Annotated in this window: 13 protein-coding genes; 3 read left to right on the top strand and 10 right to left on the bottom strand. The window is 59.1% G+C overall.

The features are described from left to right. Positions 1–59 precede the first annotated feature (59 nt). A complete protein-coding gene (locus ACH1XZ_RS20270) occupies positions 60–1,241 on the bottom strand; it encodes an amidohydrolase (protein ID WP_395596920.1) in 1,182 nt (393 codons plus the stop codon). A gap of 12 nt (positions 1,242–1,253) precedes the next feature. Beyond that, complete coding sequence (locus ACH1XZ_RS20275) at positions 1,254–2,447, bottom strand: MFS transporter (protein ID WP_395596921.1); 1,194 nt, start codon at positions 2,445–2,447, stop codon at positions 1,254–1,256. 137 nt (positions 2,448–2,584) lie between these two features. Here ACH1XZ_RS20275 and ACH1XZ_RS20280 point away from each other — a divergent pair, with 137 nt between their 5' ends. Further along, complete coding sequence (locus ACH1XZ_RS20280; protein ID WP_395596922.1) at positions 2,585–3,493, top strand: LysR substrate-binding domain-containing protein; 909 nt, start codon at positions 2,585–2,587, stop codon at positions 3,491–3,493. Positions 3,494–3,582: 89 nt separating this feature from the next. On the opposite strand, the gene urtE is transcribed toward ACH1XZ_RS20280, so the two are convergent. The 4 genes from urtE to urtB are packed head-to-tail and all read right to left on the bottom strand — an operon-like array spanning position 3,583 to position 7,735. Then, on the bottom strand, positions 3,583–4,281 hold the full coding sequence (gene urtE / locus ACH1XZ_RS20285; RefSeq protein WP_395596923.1) for an urea ABC transporter ATP-binding subunit UrtE: 699 nt from the start codon (positions 4,279–4,281) through the stop codon (positions 3,583–3,585). A gap of 1 nt (position 4,282) precedes the next feature. After that, entirely contained in the window at positions 4,283–5,074 is a 792-nt protein-coding gene (gene urtD / locus ACH1XZ_RS20290; protein WP_395596924.1) for an urea ABC transporter ATP-binding protein UrtD, read from the bottom strand. Beyond that, entirely contained in the window at positions 5,067–6,143 is a 1,077-nt protein-coding gene (gene urtC / locus ACH1XZ_RS20295) for an urea ABC transporter permease subunit UrtC (protein ID WP_395596925.1), read from the bottom strand. Before urtC ends, urtD begins: the two co-directional genes overlap by 8 nt. Next, on the bottom strand, positions 6,143–7,735 hold the full coding sequence (gene urtB, locus ACH1XZ_RS20300) for an urea ABC transporter permease subunit UrtB (protein ID WP_395596926.1): 1,593 nt from the start codon (positions 7,733–7,735) through the stop codon (positions 6,143–6,145). The genes urtC and urtB overlap by 1 nt, the downstream gene beginning before the upstream one ends. A gap of 442 nt (positions 7,736–8,177) precedes the next feature. On the opposite strand from urtB, the gene iutA reads away from it, so the two are divergent. After that, the gene (iutA, locus tag ACH1XZ_RS20305; protein WP_395597020.1) at positions 8,178–10,379 is read left to right on the top strand and encodes a ferric aerobactin receptor IutA; all 2,202 of its coding nucleotides are present in this window, start codon (positions 8,178–8,180) and stop codon (positions 10,377–10,379) included. Between the two features lie 158 nt (positions 10,380–10,537). Here the strand turns inward: iutA and urtA are convergent, their stop codons facing one another. The 4 genes from urtA to atzF all read right to left on the bottom strand — a co-directional run bounded on the left by urtA (position 10,538) and on the right by atzF (position 17,996). Next, positions 10,538–11,809 carry an urea ABC transporter substrate-binding protein gene (gene urtA / locus ACH1XZ_RS20310; RefSeq protein WP_185667235.1) on the bottom strand — a complete coding sequence of 424 codons (1,272 nt, stop codon included), beginning with the start codon at positions 11,807–11,809 and terminating at the stop codon, positions 10,538–10,540. 65 nt (positions 11,810–11,874) lie between these two features. Continuing rightward, the gene (locus ACH1XZ_RS20315; protein WP_395596927.1) at positions 11,875–12,573 is read right to left on the bottom strand and encodes a GntR family transcriptional regulator; all 699 of its coding nucleotides are present in this window, start codon (positions 12,571–12,573) and stop codon (positions 11,875–11,877) included. 10 nt (positions 12,574–12,583) lie between these two features. Next, positions 12,584–16,201: an urea carboxylase gene (uca, locus tag ACH1XZ_RS20320; RefSeq protein WP_395596928.1), complete on the bottom strand. Its 3,618-nt coding sequence runs from the start codon at positions 16,199–16,201 to the stop codon at positions 12,584–12,586. Next, a complete protein-coding gene (gene atzF / locus ACH1XZ_RS20325; RefSeq protein WP_395596929.1) occupies positions 16,194–17,996 on the bottom strand; it encodes an allophanate hydrolase in 1,803 nt (600 codons plus the stop codon). Before atzF ends, uca begins: the two co-directional genes overlap by 8 nt. 437 nt (positions 17,997–18,433) lie before the next feature. Between atzF and ACH1XZ_RS20330 the strand changes: the two genes are divergently transcribed. Further along, positions 18,434–19,060 carry a LysE family transporter gene (locus ACH1XZ_RS20330; RefSeq protein WP_395596930.1) on the top strand — a complete coding sequence of 209 codons (627 nt, stop codon included), beginning with the start codon at positions 18,434–18,436 and terminating at the stop codon, positions 19,058–19,060. Positions 19,061–19,281 lie beyond the last annotated feature (221 nt).

A 19,281-nucleotide genomic window follows, 5' to 3' on the forward strand; every position in this document is an offset into this window, starting at 1 on the left:
CCCGGCAAGCTGACCGGACCACCCCGGCCAAGCGCAGCGCCGCCGGGAGGCACGCCGATTTACTCAAGATTCAACAACTGACTCACCAGCGCAATATGGGTCTTAATCCCCACCGCCAGCGCATCCTCATCAATGCGGAAATGCGGGTTATGCACGTTCCACGTTGCCCCTTTCGCCTTGTTGCCGCAGCCGATAAACAGAAACGTCCCCGGAATTTTCTCCTGATAAGAGGAGAAATCCTCACTGCCGAACAGCGCCTTCTCTTCCAGCTTCAGCGTGCCCGCCGGGAAGTGGCGGCCAATCGCTTCGCGGGCAATCGTGTTGGTGGCGTCATGGTTATTACCCACCGCATAGCCTTTCTGCCACTGGATATCGCAGCCCGCGCCGTGCGCCGCCGCAACGCCATTCACAATGCGCGACATCAGCCCCGGCACTGCCTCTCGTACCTGCTGATTGTGGGTACGCAGCGTGCCTGCCAGGCGCGCGCTGTCGGGGATAACGTTATAGCTATCGCCCGCCTGGAAGGTGGCGATGGTCAGCACCGGCGCGGTGCCGGGGTCGATATTGCGGGCCACTATCTGCTGCAATGCCCCCACCATTTCAGCGCCGATGGTCACCGGGTCAATGCAGTGCTGCGGCATCGAACCGTGGCCGCCTTTTCCGCGAATGGTGATATCAAAGTTATCGCTGGAGGCCACATAAACGCCCTCTTTTAAGGCGATCGTCCCCACCGGGCTGGTCGGGAAAACGTGCAGGCCGAAAATATGCTCCACGTCGTCCACCACGCCCAGTTCAACCAGTTCACGCGCCCCGCCCGGTGGCACCTCTTCGGCGGGCTGGAAGATAAACTTGATGCTGCCGTGCAGCTTGCCGCGCAGCTGGCAGAGCACCTTTACCGCCCCCATCAGCATCGCCGCATGAGCATCGTGACCGCAGGCGTGCATCACGCCGGGTACGGTGGAGCAGAAGTTTTCACCGCTCTCTTCCTGTAGCGGCAGCGCGTCAATATCCGCGCGTAGCGCCCACATCGGCCCCGGGTGCGCGCCGCGCAGCACGGCAATCACGCAGTTTTCCACCGGGCGGCTGATTTCCAGACCGGCAAACGGCGCCAGTTCACAGGCGATATAGTCCGCCGTTGGCTTCTCCTGAAACGATAAATCCGGATGGGCGTGAATATGACGACGCCAGCGCAGCGCATCTTCAAAGGCCGCGGAGATTAACTGTTCAGTGGTGTGATTCATCAGATTTTCCTTCTACTCAACAACAGGCAGGCTGGCGACGGTACGGCGCTTCATCAGCGGCAGTACCGCCAGGGCGGAGCAGACCATCGCCAGTGACAGAAACGTAAACGCGCTGGCGTAACCGTGGGTGTGCTCCACCAGGTAGCCAATCACGATAGGTGAGACAAAACCGCCCAGCGTGCCGCCGGTATTAATCAGGCCAATCGCCGAGCCCATCATATTTTCCGGCAGTCGCTTCATCGGCAGCGTAAAGGCGGTAACAAACGTCGCCATCAGGAAGACTTCACCGACAAACAGCAGCAGGCTAGCGGTCAGCGGCGTGGCGGCATGGAAGATAGAAAAAATGGCCACGGCGCTCAGCAAGGCACTGATAACAATGACCAGCGGTTCGCGGTTGAGGAAATATTTGCCCACCAGCCAGCCGGTGCCGAGCGAGGAGATCCAGATCCCCAATCCTCCCGCCGCAACCACATAGCCGGAAGCCGACAGCGACATCCCCATATGCTGGACGAAGAATTTCGGCAGCCACGCCATCAGGCCGTAGCTGGGGATGTTGACGCAGAAAATTGACAGAAACAGCAGGATAACCGTCGGGTTACGCCACAGCGCCGCGCCGGAGACGGACTGCTTTTTCACGCTCGGCGTCAGCTGCTGGCGCGGTACGCGCAGGGCAATCAGCGCCGCAATCACACAGACCATCACCCCCAGTACGGTAAACGAGGTGTGCCAGCCCATTATCGCCAATGCGTTTACCGCGATAATCGGCCCGATGGTCATCGCCAGCCCTGCGGAAGAGAGCAGAATCGACTGGGCGAAGGTACGCTTCTCGACGCTGAAGTTACTGACCACCGCCTTGGCGCACGAGCACGGGTAGCCGGAATGGCCCACGCCGGAGAGAAAACGAAACAGCAGCAGAAGGCCGAAACTCGCGCCCAGCGCGCCGAAGCACAGCGCAAAAATGCCCAACGCCGCCAGCGACAGCACCAGCATGGTTTTGTAGCCAATGCGGTCGTTCAGCCAACCGGCAGGCACCTGAAACAGTGAATAGGCGAGGAAGAAGATCCCAGTGATATAGCCCAGTTGCTCGGCGTTAAGGCCGAACTCCTTTTCGATCGGTAGTAAAGCAAAGCCGGTCACGGTCTTGTCGATATAGACAAATACGTAGCCAATAAACAGCAAAAAGATCATTTGAGACTGACTTTTCATTATTTTTTCCGCCTTGTGTCTCATGAAGATAGTTGTTGTGTGAGGACGATTGCCCCTACGTATCCTGGCGCTTTACCTGAGAGGCGGGAAGATGTAATTTTTCTATAGGTGATGCTTTTTTCTGATAGGGGTAAGCGGTGAATTATTTACCAAAAGTGAACCAACTGCAGGCGCTAAAGCAGGTGGCGCGCAGCGGCAGCATCCGTGCGGCCGCCCGTGAGTTGGGGCAGTCTCAGCCCGCGCTCAGCCGCACGTTGCGTGAGCTAGAGCAAACCCTGGGGACGCAACTTTTACTGCGCAGCAAAGAAGGTATCACCCTGACCGAAGCAGGCAGCGCGTTTTCACAGCGTGCGGAATGGGTGCTGGAGGAGCTGCGTCGCGCTGCCGATGAGGTTGAACAGATAAACCATGCGACTCACGGCAGGCTCACCATCGGCTACTCGTCGCTCATTGCGCTAACGGTGTTTCCCGCCGTCGCCGACGCCTTTAAGCAGGCGCTGCCGCAGGTGGCGCTCACCCTCAAAGAGGGGCAGCTTTCTTCGCTGCTGCCCGGCGTGCGCAGCGGTGAGATAGACCTGGCCGTCGGCTCCATCGACCCAATGCACCCGCCGGAAGGGGTGATGATTGAGCCGCTGTTCACCACCCCGTTTTGCGTGGTGGCACGACGCGGGCATCCGCTGGCCAATGAGGGGGATTTAATGGCGCTGCGGCGAGCAAAATGGCTACTGCCGGAGTCGCCGATGGGCTACTACCAGCAGCTACAGAATGAACTCGCCCACTTCTATCGCCAGTTGGCGATAGCGCCGCTGCGTACCGATTCGGTGATAACCGGGCTGAATATGGTGCTGGAATCCGATTACCTGACCATCGTCGCCCGTGCCATGAGCCAGCCGCTACAGCTTGAGGGGAAAATCGTCACGCTGCCGGTCTCCACCCTGCCCGCCGCGCAGTATTGCGCAGTCTGGTCACAGAAATCGGCGCTCACGACCAACGCCCAGCAGTTTTTATCGCGGCTGCGCGGGGCGTGTCAGGGGTATAGCTGGTAGGCCTGATAAACATAGCGCCATCCGGCAATTCGGCGCACATTGCCGGATGGCGGCGTTGCCTTATCCGACCTACAACGGCCACCCCACCGTTATATCGCCACTAACTGGCGCACACCCTGCGCTTCCATTTCGTCGCCGCGCCCGCGTTGAATAATCGTGCCGCGCGACATCACCAGGTAGCTATCCGCCAGCTCGGCGGCAAAATCATAAAACTGCTCCACCAGCAGAATCGCCATATCGCCTCGGTTGGCGAGGCTGCGGATCACCGCGCCGATCTCTTTGATAACCGACGGCTGGATCCCTTCGGTTGGCTCGTCGAGGATCAGAAGCTGCGGCCTGCACGCCAGCGCCCGGCCGATCGCCAACTGCTGCTGTTGTCCGCCAGACAGATCCCCACCCCGCCGCTGCTTCATTTCGCGCAGTACCGGGAACAGTTCGTAGATCTCTTCCGGCACGCTTTTGGCCTGCGATCCAGAAAAGCGCGACAGCCCCATCAGCAGGTTCTCTTCGACCGTCAGACGCGGGAAAATCTCGCGCCCCTGCGGCACATAGGCAATCCCCTGCTGCACCCGCTGGTGCGGCTTGCAGTGGTTAATCAGCTTGCCCTGCCAGTGCAGCGTGCCGGATTTCGCCGGGATGATGCCCATCAGGCATTTCAGCAGCGTGGTTTTGCCCACGCCGTTGCGCCCCAGCAGACAGGTAATCTCGCCCGGCGTAGTCTCAAACGACAGACCGCGCAGAATATGGCTGCCGCCGTAATACTGATTTAAATCATTCACCTGTAACATATTAGCGCCCCAGATAGACGTCGATAACCTGCTCGTTGGCCTGCACCTCGCGCAGCGAGCCCTCGGCCAACACCTGCCCCTGATGCAGCACGGTGACGTGGTCGGCGATAGTCTCAACAAAGCCCATGTCATGCTCCACCACCATCAGCGAGTGCTTGCCCGCCAGCCCGCGAAATAGCTCGGCAATATAGTCCGTTTCGGCGTCGGTCAGCCCGGCGGCGGGTTCATCGAGCAGCAGCAGATGCGGCTCCTGCACCAGCAGCATGCCGATTTCCAGAAACTGTTTTTGCCCATGGGAAAGCAGCCCGGACGGGCGATGGCGATGCGCGGTCAGCCGCAGCAGCTCCAGCACTTCGTCAATGCGATCCCGCTGGCTGCCGTTGAGCGTGGCACGCAGGCAGGTCCAGACCGATTTATCCATCTTCAGGGCAATTTCGAGATTTTCCATCACGCTCAGCGCCTCAAACACCGTCGGCTTCTGGAATTTGCGACCAATGCCCGCACGGGCAATCTCCACCGACGACAGCCCCATCAGGTCAACGTTCTGGTCGTAGGTGACTTTGCCGCTGTCCGGTTTTGTCTTGCCGGTGATCACGTCCATCAGCGTGGTTTTTCCCGCGCCGTTGGGGCCAATCACGCAGCGCAGTTCGCCGACGCCAATCGACAGCGACAGGTCGGTCAGCGCGCGAAACGAGTCGAAGCTGACGTTGATATTTTCCAGCTGCAGCACCGGGTCAGTGGTCTCGCGGTAGCGGTCCTGCGGCTGCGGCTGGGTGAACAGGGAATCAGTCATGCTTTCTCCTTTTGAGCAGGCCAATCACGCCGCGCGGCAGGAACAGGGTGACAAGAATAAACATCAGGCCGAGGAAAAAGAGCCAGAAGTCCGGGAAGGCGACGGTGAAGAAGCTTTTCGCGCCGTTGACGATCCCCGCGCCGAGAATGGGACCAATCAGCGTGCCGCGCCCGCCGAGCGCCACCCAGATGGCGGCCTCAATCGAGTTGGTCGGCGACATTTCGCTGGGGTTGATAATCCCCACCTGCGGCACGTACAGCGCCCCCGCCAGCCCGCACAGCACGGCGGAGAGCGTCCAGACGAACAGCTTGAAGCCTTTTGGGTCGTAGCCGCAGAACATCAGGCGGTTTTCCGCGTCGCGCACCGCGGTTAACACCCGGCCAAACTTACTGCGGGTGAGCATCAGGCCAATCGCCAGCGAGCCCGTCAGCAGCAGCACGGTGGCGACAAACAGCGCAATGCGCGTGCCGGTTGCCGATACCGGGAAGCCCAGCAGCGTGGTGAAACCGGTAAAGCCGTTGTTGCCGCCAAAGCCGGTTTCATTGCGGAAAAACAGCAGCATCCCGGCGTAGGTCAGCGCTTGGGTCATTATCGAGAAATAGACGTCCTTAATGCGCGAGCGGAAGGCAAAGTAGCCGAACACCAGCGCCAGCAGGCCGGGGACGAGGATAATCAGGCACAGCGCCCAGGCGAAATGCTGGGTGCCCGCCCAGAACCACGGCAACTCGCTCCACGACAGGAACGACATAAACGCGGGCAGGCCGTCGCCCGACGCCTGACGCATCAGGTACATCCCCATCGCGTAGCCGCCGAGAGCAAAGAACAGCCCGTGCCCCAGCGACAGCAGCCCGGCATAGCCCCAGACCAGATCCAGCGCCACCGCGACTACCGCGTAGCACAGAATTTTACCCAGCAGCGTCAGCGTGTAGGTGGAGATAGCCAGCGGGTTATCCGCCGGCAGCAGCGCCAGAAACGGCAGCACCAGCAAAACCACCAGCGCCAGCGCCGCCAGCGAGCAAGTCAGTCGCGGTGCACGCCGCGCGAGAGTTAACGTAATAGGTTGGCTCATCAGTCAATTACCCGCCCTTTGAATGCGAACAACCCCTGCGGCCGTTTCTGAATAAACAGCACGATCAGGACCAGAATGGCAATTTTGCCCAGCACCGCGCCAATCTGCGGCTCCAGCACTTTGTTCAGCACGCCCAGCCCCAGCGCGGCCACGACGGTGCCAGCCAGTTGCCCTACGCCGCCAGTCACCACCACCAGGAAGGAGTCGATGATGTACCCCTGCCCGAGCTCCGGGCCGACGTTGCCAAGCTGCGACAGCGCCACGCCGCCCAGCCCGGCAATGCCGGAACCAAGGCCAAACGCCAGCATATCCACGCGCCCGGTGGGTACGCCGCAGCAGTCGGCCATACGGCGGTTTTGCGTTACCGCCCGCACGTTCATGCCGAGACGGGTTTTGTTGAGCAGCAGCCAGGTCAGCGCTAATACACCCATCACGAAGAGGATCACCGCAATGCGGTTGTACGGCAGCACCAGATTTGGCAGTACGTTCCAGCCGCCGGAGAGCCAGGCGGGGTTCGCCACTTCAAGGTTTTGCGTGCCGAACAGCACGCGCACCAGTTGGATAAGCATCAGGCTGATGCCCCAGGTGGCCAGCAGCGTCTCCAGCGGGCGGCCATAGAGGTGGCGGATGATGGTGCGCTCCAGCAGCATCCCGACCGCCGCGGTCATAAAGAACGCCACCGGTAGCGCCACCAGCGGGTAGAGCGCCAGCCACTCCGGCGCCAGGCGTTGAAACGCGTCCTGCACCATCCAGGTGGCGTAGGCACCAAGCATCAGCATCTCGCCGTGGGCCATATTAATCACCCCCAGCAGGCCGTAGGTGATCGCCAGCCCCAGCGCAGCGAGCAGCAGAATAGAGCCGAGGGAAATACCGCTGAACGCCTGCCCCAGCCAGTCGCCCCATTTCAGGCGCTGCTGCACCTGCTTAAGGCTTTCGGCGGCGGCGGCGCGCACCGCCGGGTCGGGTTCATTTTGCGGCTGCGTCAGTCGGCTGAGGCTCGCCTGCACCTGCGGGTCGCTGGCTTCGCCGAGTAATTTCACGGCGTTGAGCCGCTGCGCCGCACGGCTATCGGAGAGCTGTAAATTAGCAACCGCAATCGCCAGCGCGGTATGCACACCGGCATCGGTTTCCACCGCCAGACGCTGGCTAAGCATCGGCAGTTGATCCTGCTGGGCGCTATTCTGCAAGGTGAGTGCCGCGTTCAGACGCACTTTCACGTCGTTACTAACCAGTTGATGCGAGGCCAGTGCGCTAGCCACCAGCCCGCGAATGCGGTTATTCATAAACACTTTTTTAGTGCTGCCAGAAGGCGTAGCGCTCCCTTCCAGCGGCGTTAGCTGGCCATTTTTTTCCGTAAACAGTTGACCCTCGGCATCGCTCACCACCGCTTCCTGGCTTAGCGCCTGTAATAGCGGCAGACGCTCAGCCTGCGGCGCGGCCGCCCATGCCTGAAGCAGCTGCGCCTGCTCGGTGCGGCTGGCATGACCGTAATCGGCCGCCGTGCCGGCCTGCGCCGTAAGGCTGGTCAACAGCCCGCTTAAAAGGAGAAACAGCAAGGCGGGAAAGTAAAGCGCCGCGCGTTGTCTCATCATTATGTTCATCGTTGAATTCCTGTTGGTATACAAGATGGAATTCAATTAGCAATGCGCATGCCAAATATATAACAGACTGATTTCAATAAAATTAATATAAAAACAATATCAGCATCAAATATTCTACCGCACCGCCACAGCACATCCGCGCACGGTAATAGCGCAGCTCGTCATAAGAAAAATAAATAGGTTAAGCAGCGGATCAAAATAATTATTTATACCCACCGCACGGCTTATTCCACGTTATTTAAGTGGTTATTTCAGAACGAAAAAAAATTATTCAAAGTGTGAAGGAATTTGCAACTATCAGAATCAGTTATTGATAATGAGAAACGTTATACACAGAATTCCCATTTGCATTTTTTCATGTAGCACCACGCTGCTTCTTTAACTCACTACGCGCATCTTTGGGCCGATCGTTGTCTGCCCGTGCGCAGGAATGATGATGATTAATAAGAAATATACTCTCTGGGCGCTTAACCCCTTGCTGCTTGCCATGATGGCACCCGCCGTCGCCCAACAAAGCGATGACGAAAATATGGTGATATCCGCCAGCCGTAACAACCGTACCGTAGCCGAGATGGCGCAAACCACCTGGGTTATCGAAAATGCTGAACTGGAACAACAAATCCAGGGCGGTAAAGAGCTGAAAGACGCGCTGGCCCAGCTGATTCCCGGCCTGGACGTCAGCAGCCAGAGCCGCACTAACTACGGCATGAACGTGCGCGGTCGCCCGCTGGTGGTGCTGATTGACGGCGTACGCCTCAACTCATCGCGCACCGACAGCCGCCAGCTCGACTCCATCGATCCGTTCAACATCGAACACATTGAAGTGATCTCCGGCGCGACCTCGCTGTACGGCGGCGGCAGTACCGGCGGGCTTATCAATATCGTGACCAAAAAGGGCCAGCCGGAAACCCAGGTGGAGTTTGAGGCGGGAATCAAAAGCGGCTTTAACAGCAGCAAAGATCACGACGAGCGTATTGCCAGCGCCGTCTCCGGCGGCAACGAGCATATCTCCGGGCGTATGTCGGTGGCCTATCAGAAGTTTGGCGGCTGGTATGACGGCAACGGCGACGCTACCCTGCTGGACAACACCCAGACCGGGCTACAGTATTCCGACCGTCTGGATCTGATGGGCACCGGGACGCTGAATATTGATGAAAATCAGCAGCTACAGCTGGTCAGTCAATACTATAAAAGTCAGGGCGATGACGATTATGGCCTGAATCTGGGGAAAGATTTCTCGGCCCTCACCGGGGCCACCAAACCTTACGTCAGCAGCGGATTGAACTCCGACCGTATTCCGGGCACCGAACGGCACCTGATGAGCCTTCAGTATTCCAACAGCAGTTTCCTCGGTCAGGAACTGGTCGGGCAGATTTACTACCGTGATGAGTCCCTCAAGTTCTATCCGTTCCCAACCGTCGACAAGGATATGAACTTAACCAGCTTCTCGTCATCTCAGCAGAAAACCAATCAGTACGGTGCCAAGCTCACCCTGAACAGTACGCCGCTGGATGGCTGGCAGCTCACCTATGGACTGGATGCCGATCATGAGCGCTTTACCTCAAACCAGATGTATTTCAATAAGGATCTGGCGAACGCTTCCGGCGGGATGAACAACCAGCAGATTTATACCACCGGGCGCTACCCTTCCTACGACATCAGCAATCTGGCCGCCTTCCTGCAATCCAGCTATGACATCAACGAGATCTTTACCCTCAGCGGCGGCGTGCGCTACCAGTACACCGAAAACAAAGTTGATGATTTTGTCGGTTATGCCGAGCAACAAAAAATTGCCGACGGCAAGGCCACTTCCGCCGATGCGATCCCCGGTGGCTCCACCGACTATGACAACTTCCTGTTTAACGCCGGGTTACTGATGCACCTCACCGAGCGCCAGCAGACGTGGTTTAACTTCTCTCAGGGCGTGGAGCTCCCCGACCCTGGCAAATACTATGGTCGTGGAAAATATGGCCCGGCGGTCAACGGTCATCTGCCGCTCGTCAACAGCGTCAACGTCGATGACAGCAAGCTGGAGGGGATTAAGGTCAACTCCTATGAACTTGGCTGGCGCTACACCGGCGACAACCTGCGTACCCAAATCGCGGCTTACTACTCGCTGTCTGATAAAAACGTGAAGGCGAATAAAGATCTGACCATCAGCGTGGTGGACGACAAACGTCGCATTTACGGCGTAGAAGGCGCGGTGGACTACTTTATTCCGGACACCAACTGGAGCACCGGCGGTAACTTCAACGTGCTGAAAACCGAGTCGAAGGTAAACGGCAGTTGGGAAAAATATGATGTGAAGGTCGCGAGCCCGTCAAAAGCCACCGCTTATATCGGCTGGGCACCGGACCCATGGAGCCTGCGCGTACAGAGCACGACGTCATTTAAGCTGCGTGATGAAGCGGGGAATGAGATTGACGGTTACACCACTATCGACCTGCTCGGCAGCTACGCCCTTCCGGTGGGTAAGCTGAGCTTTAGCATCGAAAACCTGTTCGACCGTGACTACACCACCGTGTGGGGTCAGCGTGCGCCGATGTACTACAGCCCTAGCTATGGCCCGGCGTCGCTGTATGACTACAAAGGGCGCGGGCGGACGTTTGGGTTGAACTATTCGGTGCTGTTCTGATAGTTGTACCGTGCATTAACCCTCACCCACCCCTCTCCCTTAAAAAGGGAGAGGGAGCAGATTGTGCCAGGACGCAAATAGTGCACCTAACTGTCCCCTCTCCCCCTTGGGGAGAGGGCTAGGGTGAGGGGACTCGCCCCCTCACCCACTACCAAACCTTACTTCCCACCCGTTTTCACCGGCGTATCCGGCTTCTTATCATTCCCCGGAATATAAGGGCTCCACGGCTGCGCCCGCACCGGCTTATCGGTATTCCACACCACGTTAAACTGACCGTTCTCTTCAATTTCACCAATCATCACCGGCTTATGCAGATGGTGATTCGTCGCGTCCATAGTCAGGGTAAATCCGCTCGGCGCAGCAAAGGTCTGCCCGGCCATCGCCGCACGCACTTTATCCACGTCGGTCGTTCCCGCTTTCTCTACCGCCTGCGCCCACATATGAATGCCCACATAGGTCGCTTCCATCGGGTCGTTAGTGACCACGGTATCGGCGTTCGGCAGCTTGTGCGCTTTGGCATAAGCGCGGTAATCCGCGACAAACTTCTCGTTCACTGGGTTGCTCACCGACTCAAAGTAGTTCCACGCCGCCAGATGCCCCACCAGCGGTTTGGTATCAATACCGCGCAGTTCCTCTTCGCCGACGGAGAACGCTACCACCGGCACATCGGTAGCTTTAATGCCCTGGTTCGCCAGCTCTTTGTAGAACGGCACGTTAGAGTCGCCGTTGATGGTGGAGATCACCGCCGTTTTACCGCCAGCGGAGAATTTTTTGATGTTTGCCACGATGGTCTGGTAGTCGCTGTAGCCAAACGGCGTGTAGACCTCTTCAATATCTTTATCCTGAACCCCTTTCGAGTGCAGGAAGGCGCGCAGGATCTTGTTGGTGGTGCGCGGGTAGACGTAGTCGGTGCCGAGCAGGAAGAAGCGCTTCGCGCTGCCGCCGTCTTCGCTCATCATATATTCCACCGCAGGAATCGCCTGTTGGTTAGGCGCCGCGCCGGTGTAGAAGACGTTTGGCGACATCTCTTCACCTTCATACTGCACCGGGTAGAACAGCAGGCCGTTCAGCTCTTCAAACACCGGCAGCACGGATTTACGCGATACCGAGGTCCAGCAGCCAAACACCGCCGCCACTTTATCCTGGGTCAACAACTGGCGCGCTTTCTCGGCGAACAGCGGCCAGTTAGAGGCTGGGTCAACCACCACCGGCTCCAGCTTTTTGCCCAGCACGCCGCCCTTGGCGTTGATTTCATCGATGGTCATCAGCGCCACGTCCTTCAGCGGCGTTTCGGAAATCGCCATGGTGCCGGAGAGCGAATGCATAATGCCGATTTTAATAGTGTCTGCTGCGTATGCCTGCAAAGAGAAGCCCATGCTCAAAAAGGTGGCCGACAGGGCAAATGCTTTCAGTAAAGAACGTCTTTTCATGACCAAAACCCCTAAACGATATTGAGTGATAAATGTTCCCCACCGGGATGGGGCGGATGCCACAACTACGGTGAAACGGGTTGTAAACGGGCCTGCTGAAGCCGGTGTAGGGTTATTTTTCTGACCTCGGCCTTACTCTGTGAAATATGCGCAGTGAGGATCCGCTGCGCCTCTTCGGTTTGCTGCTGCACAATGGCGCGAAGCACCTGGGCGTGTTCGCTATAGGTCGCGTCCACGCGGTCCTCGCGGGTAAAGTCGAGGTGGCGAATAATGCGCATTTTTTCCGTCAGCTCGACGTGTACGCGCGCCATCTCGCCGTTGCCGGTGGCGCTCACCAGTGCGGTGTGAAACGCCTCGTCATGCCGCGAGAGTTCCTTGCCCGGCGACATCTGCGGCGCGTCGCACCAGAAAGCGAGCAGCGGCGCGAGATGGGCGGCGCGCTCCTGCGACGGCATAGCGCACAGACGCTTCACCGCCTCCATCTCCAGGACGATACGAAAGTCGTACAGCGCTTCGAAGTAGGTAAAGTCGAACGGTTTCACCTGCCAGCCGCTGCGCGAATAAACCTGCACATAGCCTTCATGCTCCAGCCAGAACAGCGCCTGACGCACCGGCGTGCGGCTGGCCGCCATGCGCTCGGAGATTTCGTTTTCACTAAAGTGCTCACCGGGCATCAGGCGGAAATCAAAAATGTCGTTTTTCAGCGCCAGATAGATGCGCTCTGCCAGCCCCACCGTGCGTTTTTTGCCGTTCGCTTGCGTCATACGCGGCTCCCTATTCCAGCCACAGCAGCGCGTCGCCTGGGCTCACCGGGCGGCCCGGCTGGCAGCCGATGCGTTTAACGATGCCCGCCTGCGGAGCGTGAATGGCCAGCTCCATTTTCATCGCTTCCACGATGATGAGCGGCTGACCGGCTTCCACCGCCTCGCCCGGCGCGACCAGCACTTTCCAGATATTGCCGTTCATATCGGCAGCCACCGGCAGCGCGCCGTCGTCGATGGTCTCTTCCTGCATCGGCAGCAGGCTTTCAGCCTCGCTTTCCTGGTCGTCCAGATGCCAGCGCTCGACTTCAGCTTCAAATGCCGCAGACTGAAGCTGGCGGAAACGGGCGATATCAGCGGCGTTGTCATCAAGGAACTGCAGGTGCTCGGCAAAATCAAACACCGTCTCTTCGATACGTACCGCCGCACGGCCTTCGCGGAAATCGTCGCGCAGCACAGAGAGCTCCGCTTCGCTCACCGGGTAGAAACGCACCTGGTCGAAGAAGCGCAGCAGCCACGGCTCGCCATCGTTGAACTGCGCGTTTTTGAGGAACTTGTTCCAGATGGGCAGCGTACGCCCCACCAACTGATAGCCGCCCGGCGAGTCCATGCCGTAGATGCACATGTACATGCCGCCAATGCCCACCGTACCTTCGGCGGTAAAGGTGCGCGCCGGGTTATATTTGGAACTCAGCAGACGGTGGCGCGGATCAACCGGCACCGCGCACGGCGCGCCGAGGTAGACGTCACCCAGGCCCAGAATCAGGTAGCTGGCATCAAACAGAGTCTCCATCACCGCTTCACGGCTCGGCAGGCCATTAATACGCTGGATAAAATCGACGTTGTTCGGCAGCCACGGCGCAGAAGCGCGCACGGTATCGGCATAGCGGCTGACGGCGTCCAGCGTGGCGCTGTCTTCAAAGGCCATCGGCAGATGGACGATGCGCGACGGCACCTTCATGCGGGAGACGTCGCCAATGCGCGCCTCCTGCTCCAGCAGCAGCGACACCAGCGCGGGCTGGCTAATCTCGCGGCTGTCGTAGCGCACCTGTAGCGAACGCACGCCGGGAGAAAGCTCTTTAATGCCCGGATGCGCCCGTTCACGCAGCTGCTCCATCAGCACGTGAACGCGCAGGCGCAGCGCCAGATCCAGCACGTTCTCGCCGTACTCAATCAGGATGTAGTTATCGCCCGCCTGACGATAAACAATCGCCGGAGTGCTGAAGGTAGCGGGCAGCGACACCAGCCCGGCGGCGGAAACGCCGTCGCGGTCGGCAAGCGACGGCATGGCGAATTCACGCAGCGCGGTGGTTTGCAGGGTTTCAACGCTGCGGTCCTGGGCGTTTTCCCGCGCCACCGCATCTTCCACGCTAATCGGGTAGAAGCGAATACGGTCGCCCGGCTTCACCTGTCCCACTTTCCACAGCTCCGCTTTGGCGATGGTCACCGGGCAGACAAAACCGCCGAGGCTTGGGCCGTCGCGGGTGAGGATCACCGGGAAGTCGCCGGTAAAGTTAATCGCGCCAATGGCGTATTCGCAGTCATGGACGTTTGACGGATGCAGCCCCGCTTCGCCGCCGTTCGGCCGTGTCCAGCTTGGTTTTGGGCCGACTAAACGCACGCCAAGACGGTTGGAGTTGTAGTGCACCTGCCAGTCGCTGGCGAAGAATTCGTCGATAGACTCCTGGGTGAAGAAGTCCGGCGCGCCGTGCGGCCCGTAAAGCACGCCAATACGCCAGACGTCGCCATATTCAGGAATTAATGCCGCGGACAGCGCTTTCGGTTCAGAAACCGGCGCGGGCGTGGTGCAGGCGGCAATGTCTGGGCGCGAGATAGACAGCAGATCCGCGACCTTCAGCGTACGCCCCGCGTGACCACCAAACTGACCCAGCGCAAAGGTAGAACGGCTGCCGAGATAGACCGGTACATCAATCCCGTTGCGCACCGCCAGATAGCCACGGCAGCCGCTCTGCGCGCGCCCAAGGCTCAGGGTTTGCCCCGCTTTCACCGTCACCGGCTGCCACATCGGCACGTCTTCATCATCCAGCGTCGCCTGACAGTCGGCCCCGGTCAGGGCAATCAGCGCGTCGGCGTGGAACTGCAACACCGGCCCCTGAAGGGTGAACTCCAGCCCGGCCGCCGATTCATGGTTGCCGACAATACGGTTCGCCAGACGGAAGGCGAAATCATCCATCGGGCCAGACGGCGGCACGCCGATATCCCAGTAGCCCTGACGGCCCGGATAATCCTGCACGCTGCTCCAGGTACCGGGCTGCAATACTTCAATCATCGGTGACTGCGCCACCACGCTATCGAGCATCCGCGTCCAGGCGGTGCCGCTGACAAAGGCTTCGCTGGCGGTAATCTGCCGCAGGTAGTCGAGGTTGGTGGCAATGCCGTGCAGTCGCGTGGCGTCAAGTGCCGTCGCCAGTTTTGCCAGCGCAGCCGCGCGAGTTGGCGCATGGACGATCAGCTTGGCGATCATCGGGTCGTAAAACGCGGAGACCTCGCTGCCGGTAGTGACGCCGGTATCGATGCGCACATCGTCCGGGAAGACCACTTCGCTCAGTACGCCGGGGCTCGGCTGGAAATTTTTCAGCGGGCTTTCGGCATAAATGCGCACTTCAATCGCCGCCCCCTGCGGTGCCTGTGCCAGACGCGCCCAGTCGATAGGTTCATCGGCCGCCACGCGCAGCATGCACTCCACCAGATCCAGCCCGGTCACGCATTCGGTTACCGGATGTTCAACCTGGAGACGAGTATTCACTTCGAGGAAATAAAACGCGTCCAGCGCGGCATCGTAGATAAACTCCACCGTCCCGGCGCTGCGGTAGTTCACCAGCGTACCGAGCTGTACCGCGGCGTCGAGAATGGCTTTGCGGGTGGTCGCCGGAAGATTTGGCGCAGGCGTCTCTTCCACCACCTTCTGGTTGCGGCGCTGGAGCGAACAGTCGCGCTCGCCGAGCGCCACCACGTTACCTTTGCCATCGCCAAAAATCTGCACTTCAATATGGCGTGCGCGATCCACGCAGCGCTCGACAAACACCCCGGCATCGCTGAAGAACTGCTCGCCCAGACGGCGCACGCTCTCCCATCCCTGCGCCAGCGCCTGCGCATCGGCGCAGCGCGTCAGGCCAATGCCGCCGCCGCCCGCCGTGCTTTTCAGCATCACCGGGTAGCCAATGTTTTGCGCCGCTGCCAGCGCGTCGTCGAGGGAATTGAGCAGCCCGGTCCCCGGCGTCATCGGTACGCCCGCTTCGGCGGCCAGTTCACGAGCGCGGTGCTTCAGACCAAATTCGCCAATCTGCTGCGCAGTGGGGCCGATAAATACGATGCCCGCCTTGTCGCAGGCGTCGGCAAACGGCAGGCTTTCTGAGAGAAAACCGTAGCCGGGCCAGATGGCCTGTGCCCCGCTTTCCCGCGCGGCGGCAATAATTGCGTCAATCTTCAGGTAGCTATCGCTGGCCTTTTCGCCGCCCAGCGCCAGCGCGATATCGGCCTGCTTAACGTGTTCGGCGTTTTTATCAGCGTCGGAGTAGACCGCGACGCTGGTGATGCCCAGACGTTTCAAGGTTCGGATCGCGCGGCAGGCAATTTCACCCCGGTTGGCAATCAGCACGGTGTTAAACATGGTGGCTCTCCTTACGGGCAACCCAGTGCCGCCAGCCTTTAAATTCGGTAATGTCCACGGCGTCGTTCAGCGCCGCCGGTTCGCAGATAAAGCCTTTCACCCAGCGGCCATCGCAGAGCTCCAGTGAGCCAATGCCCAGCGGCGACGGAATTTCCGCCACGAACTCGCCAAAGCGCGCCAGCGGGATATCCCACAGTTCCACCTCAATCGCCGCGCCGGAGGCATCACGCGCCAGCCCCGGCTTTTGCGGCTGGGTATTCGCCAGCGCGTACAGGCGATAGGTCGCCGCCGTCTGCGTAGCTTCGACAAAGACCGCATGGCGGGTGGTGAGCTGGAAGTTGAGCGGCATACCGCGCAGGTGCGCGCCGACCACGGCAATGCGCACGTGGTGTGGCGATGGCGGCAACGCGGCGGCGTTTTGCGTTAACGGCAGCCCGGTCGCCCCCAGCGGCAGCGCAAGCTGCTGCTGCCAGCGTCGGCCAAAGTCCGCCAGCGCCCGGTCGTGCCACGCGGGGGCTATCAGGGTGATACCCGCCGGCAGGCCATCGGCGCGGAACGGCGCGGGCAGCGCCAGCGCACTGAGGTCGGCCAGATTGGTGAAGTTGGTGTAGGTGCCGAACTGGGAGTTGAAGCGGATAGGCTCCTGCGCCATCTCCTTTAAGGTGTGGATGGTCGGCGACGTTGGCACCACCAGCGCGTCGACCTCACTTAGCGCCTGCTGGATTTTTTGCGCCAGTTCGGCGCGCAGGTATTCGGCGTTGTAGGCATCGACCGCGCTGTAGTTGAGGCCCGCAGAGACGATGGTGTAGACGGTCGGGTCCATCTGCTCAGGGTGTTTGAGCATGTCGCCCACCGCCGCGGTGCGCTCGGCCACCCACGGACCCTGATACAGTTGCTCGGCAAGCTCGGTAAACGCGGAAAAGTCGATAGGTTTCAGCGTGGCGCCGCTTTCACACAGCGCATCGATAGCCTGTTCCCAGGCCGCCTGCGCCTGAACGTCGCCAAAAAAGTTCAGCGTTTCCGGTACGGCAAAGGTCGGGTTCGCTGACAGCGCCGCAGGCGTGGTCGCCGGGTTAGCGCGCGAGTAAGCATCTTCGCTATCAATGCCACCTGCCAGCGAAGCGATATAAAAAGCGTCATCCACCGTCAGGGCAAAGACCGACAGCGTGTCGTTGAGGCGGCACGCAGGCACCACGCCTTTGGCGGAGAGCCAGCCTTTGGTGGGCTTGAGTCCGACGATATTGTTAAACCCGGCGGGTACGCGCCCGGAACCGGCGGTATCGGTGCCAAAGGCGAACGGCACCAGGCCCCGCGCCACCACCGAGGCCGAGCCGGAGCTGGAGCCGCCGCTGACGTAGTCGGAATTAAAAGTATTGACCACCGCGCCGTAGGGCGAACGGGTGCCCACCAGCCCGGTCGCGAACTGGTCGAGGTTGGTTTTACCGATGACAATCGCCCCGGCGGCTTTCAGCCTGGCCACCGCCGTCGCATCCTGCTCGGCAATATATTCAAACGCCGGGCAGGCCGCGGTGGTCGGCCATCCGGCGACGTCCACGTTGTCTTTGACCGCAAAGGGAATACCGAATAATGGCAGGGCGTCGGGGTTATTCTGATAAAGGCCTATTAACGGCGCTAATTGTGCTGTCAGCTGCGCTTCGCTGGCGATCATCAGCCAGGCGTTATCTTCCGCCGGGAAGGTATTAATATGTTCAAGTAAACGGGTAAGAACAGATTCGCTGTCCTGACCGATTTGCTGACGCCATGCGGCCAGCGTTTGTCCTGTCATTAATGCCATCGTTGAATTCCTGTTGGTATACAAGATGGAATTCAATTAGCAAGGCACGTGCCAGTTATTTAATTTATTGTTTTATATGAATTTAAAAACAAAAATGGAGATAGCGATAATATTACCTCGCACCGTAAAAGTACATCGAGCGCAATAATAGTGCAGCAAGTCATAGGAAAAACAAATATAACAACGAAGGGTCAGAATAATTATTTATGAGAGTGACCTTATAAAGACAATGGCATTTATGCAGCTATTTTACTTATTTCACTTTGAATTATGCACCCAGGCGAGTAGCCGCCAGCATGGGTGCAGAAACAGCGCAACGCATCGACGGCGCTTGCGGAATAAAGCGCGAAACATTACGCGGAAACCTTGATGCCAGTCATAGTGGCGTTGGCGATCCCGCTCTAATTTATTCGCCTTCCTGATTAGAGACCTCTCAAATGTTCATACCTTCTATTGGTGCAACGGCGTTCGTTGCGTCTATCGCCACGCTCGGCATTTTGTCACCCGGCCCGGACTTCTTTATGGTGATTAAAAACGCCGCACGCTATCGCCGGCTCCCCGCGATGATGACCGCTTTTGGCATCACCTGCGGCGTGTTGACACATATGTCTTACTGTGTGGCCGGTCTGGCGGTGGTCATCACCACCACGCCGTGGCTGTTTGATATTCTGAAATACGCCGGCGCCGCCTATCTTATCTGGGTTGGCCTGCTGGCACTGTTGGCGCGTGGGCATAAGAGTATGGATATGACCGGCATCACTCAGCAGGAAACCACGCTGAAAAAGGCGTTTCTCCAGGGCTATCTGTGCAACCTGCTGAACCCCAAAGCCACGCTGTTTTTTCTCTCCATTTTTACTCAAGTGCTGAACGTGAAATCCGGTTTCCCGGAGAAGCTGTGGTACGCCGGGGTGATCCTCACCGTGTCCGTTATCTGGTGGCCAATGCTGGTGGTGCTGATTCAGAGCGCGCCGGTACGTCGCGGGCTGGCGAAGGCGCAGAAGGTTATTGATAAGATGCTAGGTGGACTGCTGATTGCGCTGGGGATTAAGGTCGCGCTGAGCTGACGCCGATGGGTGAGTGGGTGAATGACCGTGCATGAACCCTCACCCCAACCCTCTCCCTTAAAAAGGGAGAGGGTGCAGAATGTGCTCAGATTTTCGTTTCGTCCCTACTTCTGCTGAGTGGGATAAGGCTAACGCCTGACACCGCAGCAACAAACGTCATCTATCGGTCCCCTCTCCCCCCTGGGGAGAGGGCTAGGGTGAGGGGGCAGAATGTGCTCAGA

It is taken from the genome of Kluyvera chengduensis (assembly GCF_044197065.1).
Classification (GTDB): Bacteria; Pseudomonadota; Gammaproteobacteria; order Enterobacterales; family Enterobacteriaceae; genus Kluyvera; species Kluyvera ascorbata_C.

What these genes read in the sequence shown, in the direction of transcription:
- urtB (WP_395596926.1), bottom strand. Translation starts at nt 7,735, where the DNA reads ATGATGAGACAACGCGCGGCGCTTTACTTTCCCGCCTTGCTGTTTCTC.
- ACH1XZ_RS20270 (WP_395596920.1), bottom strand. Translation starts at nt 1,241, where the DNA reads ATGAATCACACCACTGAACAGTTAATCTCCGCGGCCTTTGAAGATGCG.
- ACH1XZ_RS20275 (WP_395596921.1), bottom strand. Translation starts at nt 2,447, where the DNA reads ATGAAAAGTCAGTCTCAAATGATCTTTTTGCTGTTTATTGGCTACGTA.
- uca (WP_395596928.1), bottom strand. Translation starts at nt 16,201, where the DNA reads ATGTTTAACACCGTGCTGATTGCCAACCGGGGTGAAATTGCCTGCCGC.
- urtA (WP_185667235.1), bottom strand. Translation starts at nt 11,809, where the DNA reads ATGAAAAGACGTTCTTTACTGAAAGCATTTGCCCTGTCGGCCACCTTT.
- ACH1XZ_RS20330 (WP_395596930.1), top strand. Translation starts at nt 18,434, where the DNA reads ATGTTCATACCTTCTATTGGTGCAACGGCGTTCGTTGCGTCTATCGCC.
- urtD (WP_395596924.1), bottom strand. Translation starts at nt 5,074, where the DNA reads ATGACTGATTCCCTGTTCACCCAGCCGCAGCCGCAGGACCGCTACCGC.
- iutA (WP_395597020.1), top strand. Translation starts at nt 8,178, where the DNA reads ATGATGATTAATAAGAAATATACTCTCTGGGCGCTTAACCCCTTGCTG.
- urtE (WP_395596923.1), bottom strand. Translation starts at nt 4,281, where the DNA reads ATGTTACAGGTGAATGATTTAAATCAGTATTACGGCGGCAGCCATATT.
- urtC (WP_395596925.1), bottom strand. Translation starts at nt 6,143, where the DNA reads ATGAGCCAACCTATTACGTTAACTCTCGCGCGGCGTGCACCGCGACTG.
- ACH1XZ_RS20315 (WP_395596927.1), bottom strand. Translation starts at nt 12,573, where the DNA reads ATGACGCAAGCGAACGGCAAAAAACGCACGGTGGGGCTGGCAGAGCGC.
- atzF (WP_395596929.1), bottom strand. Translation starts at nt 17,996, where the DNA reads ATGGCATTAATGACAGGACAAACGCTGGCCGCATGGCGTCAGCAAATC.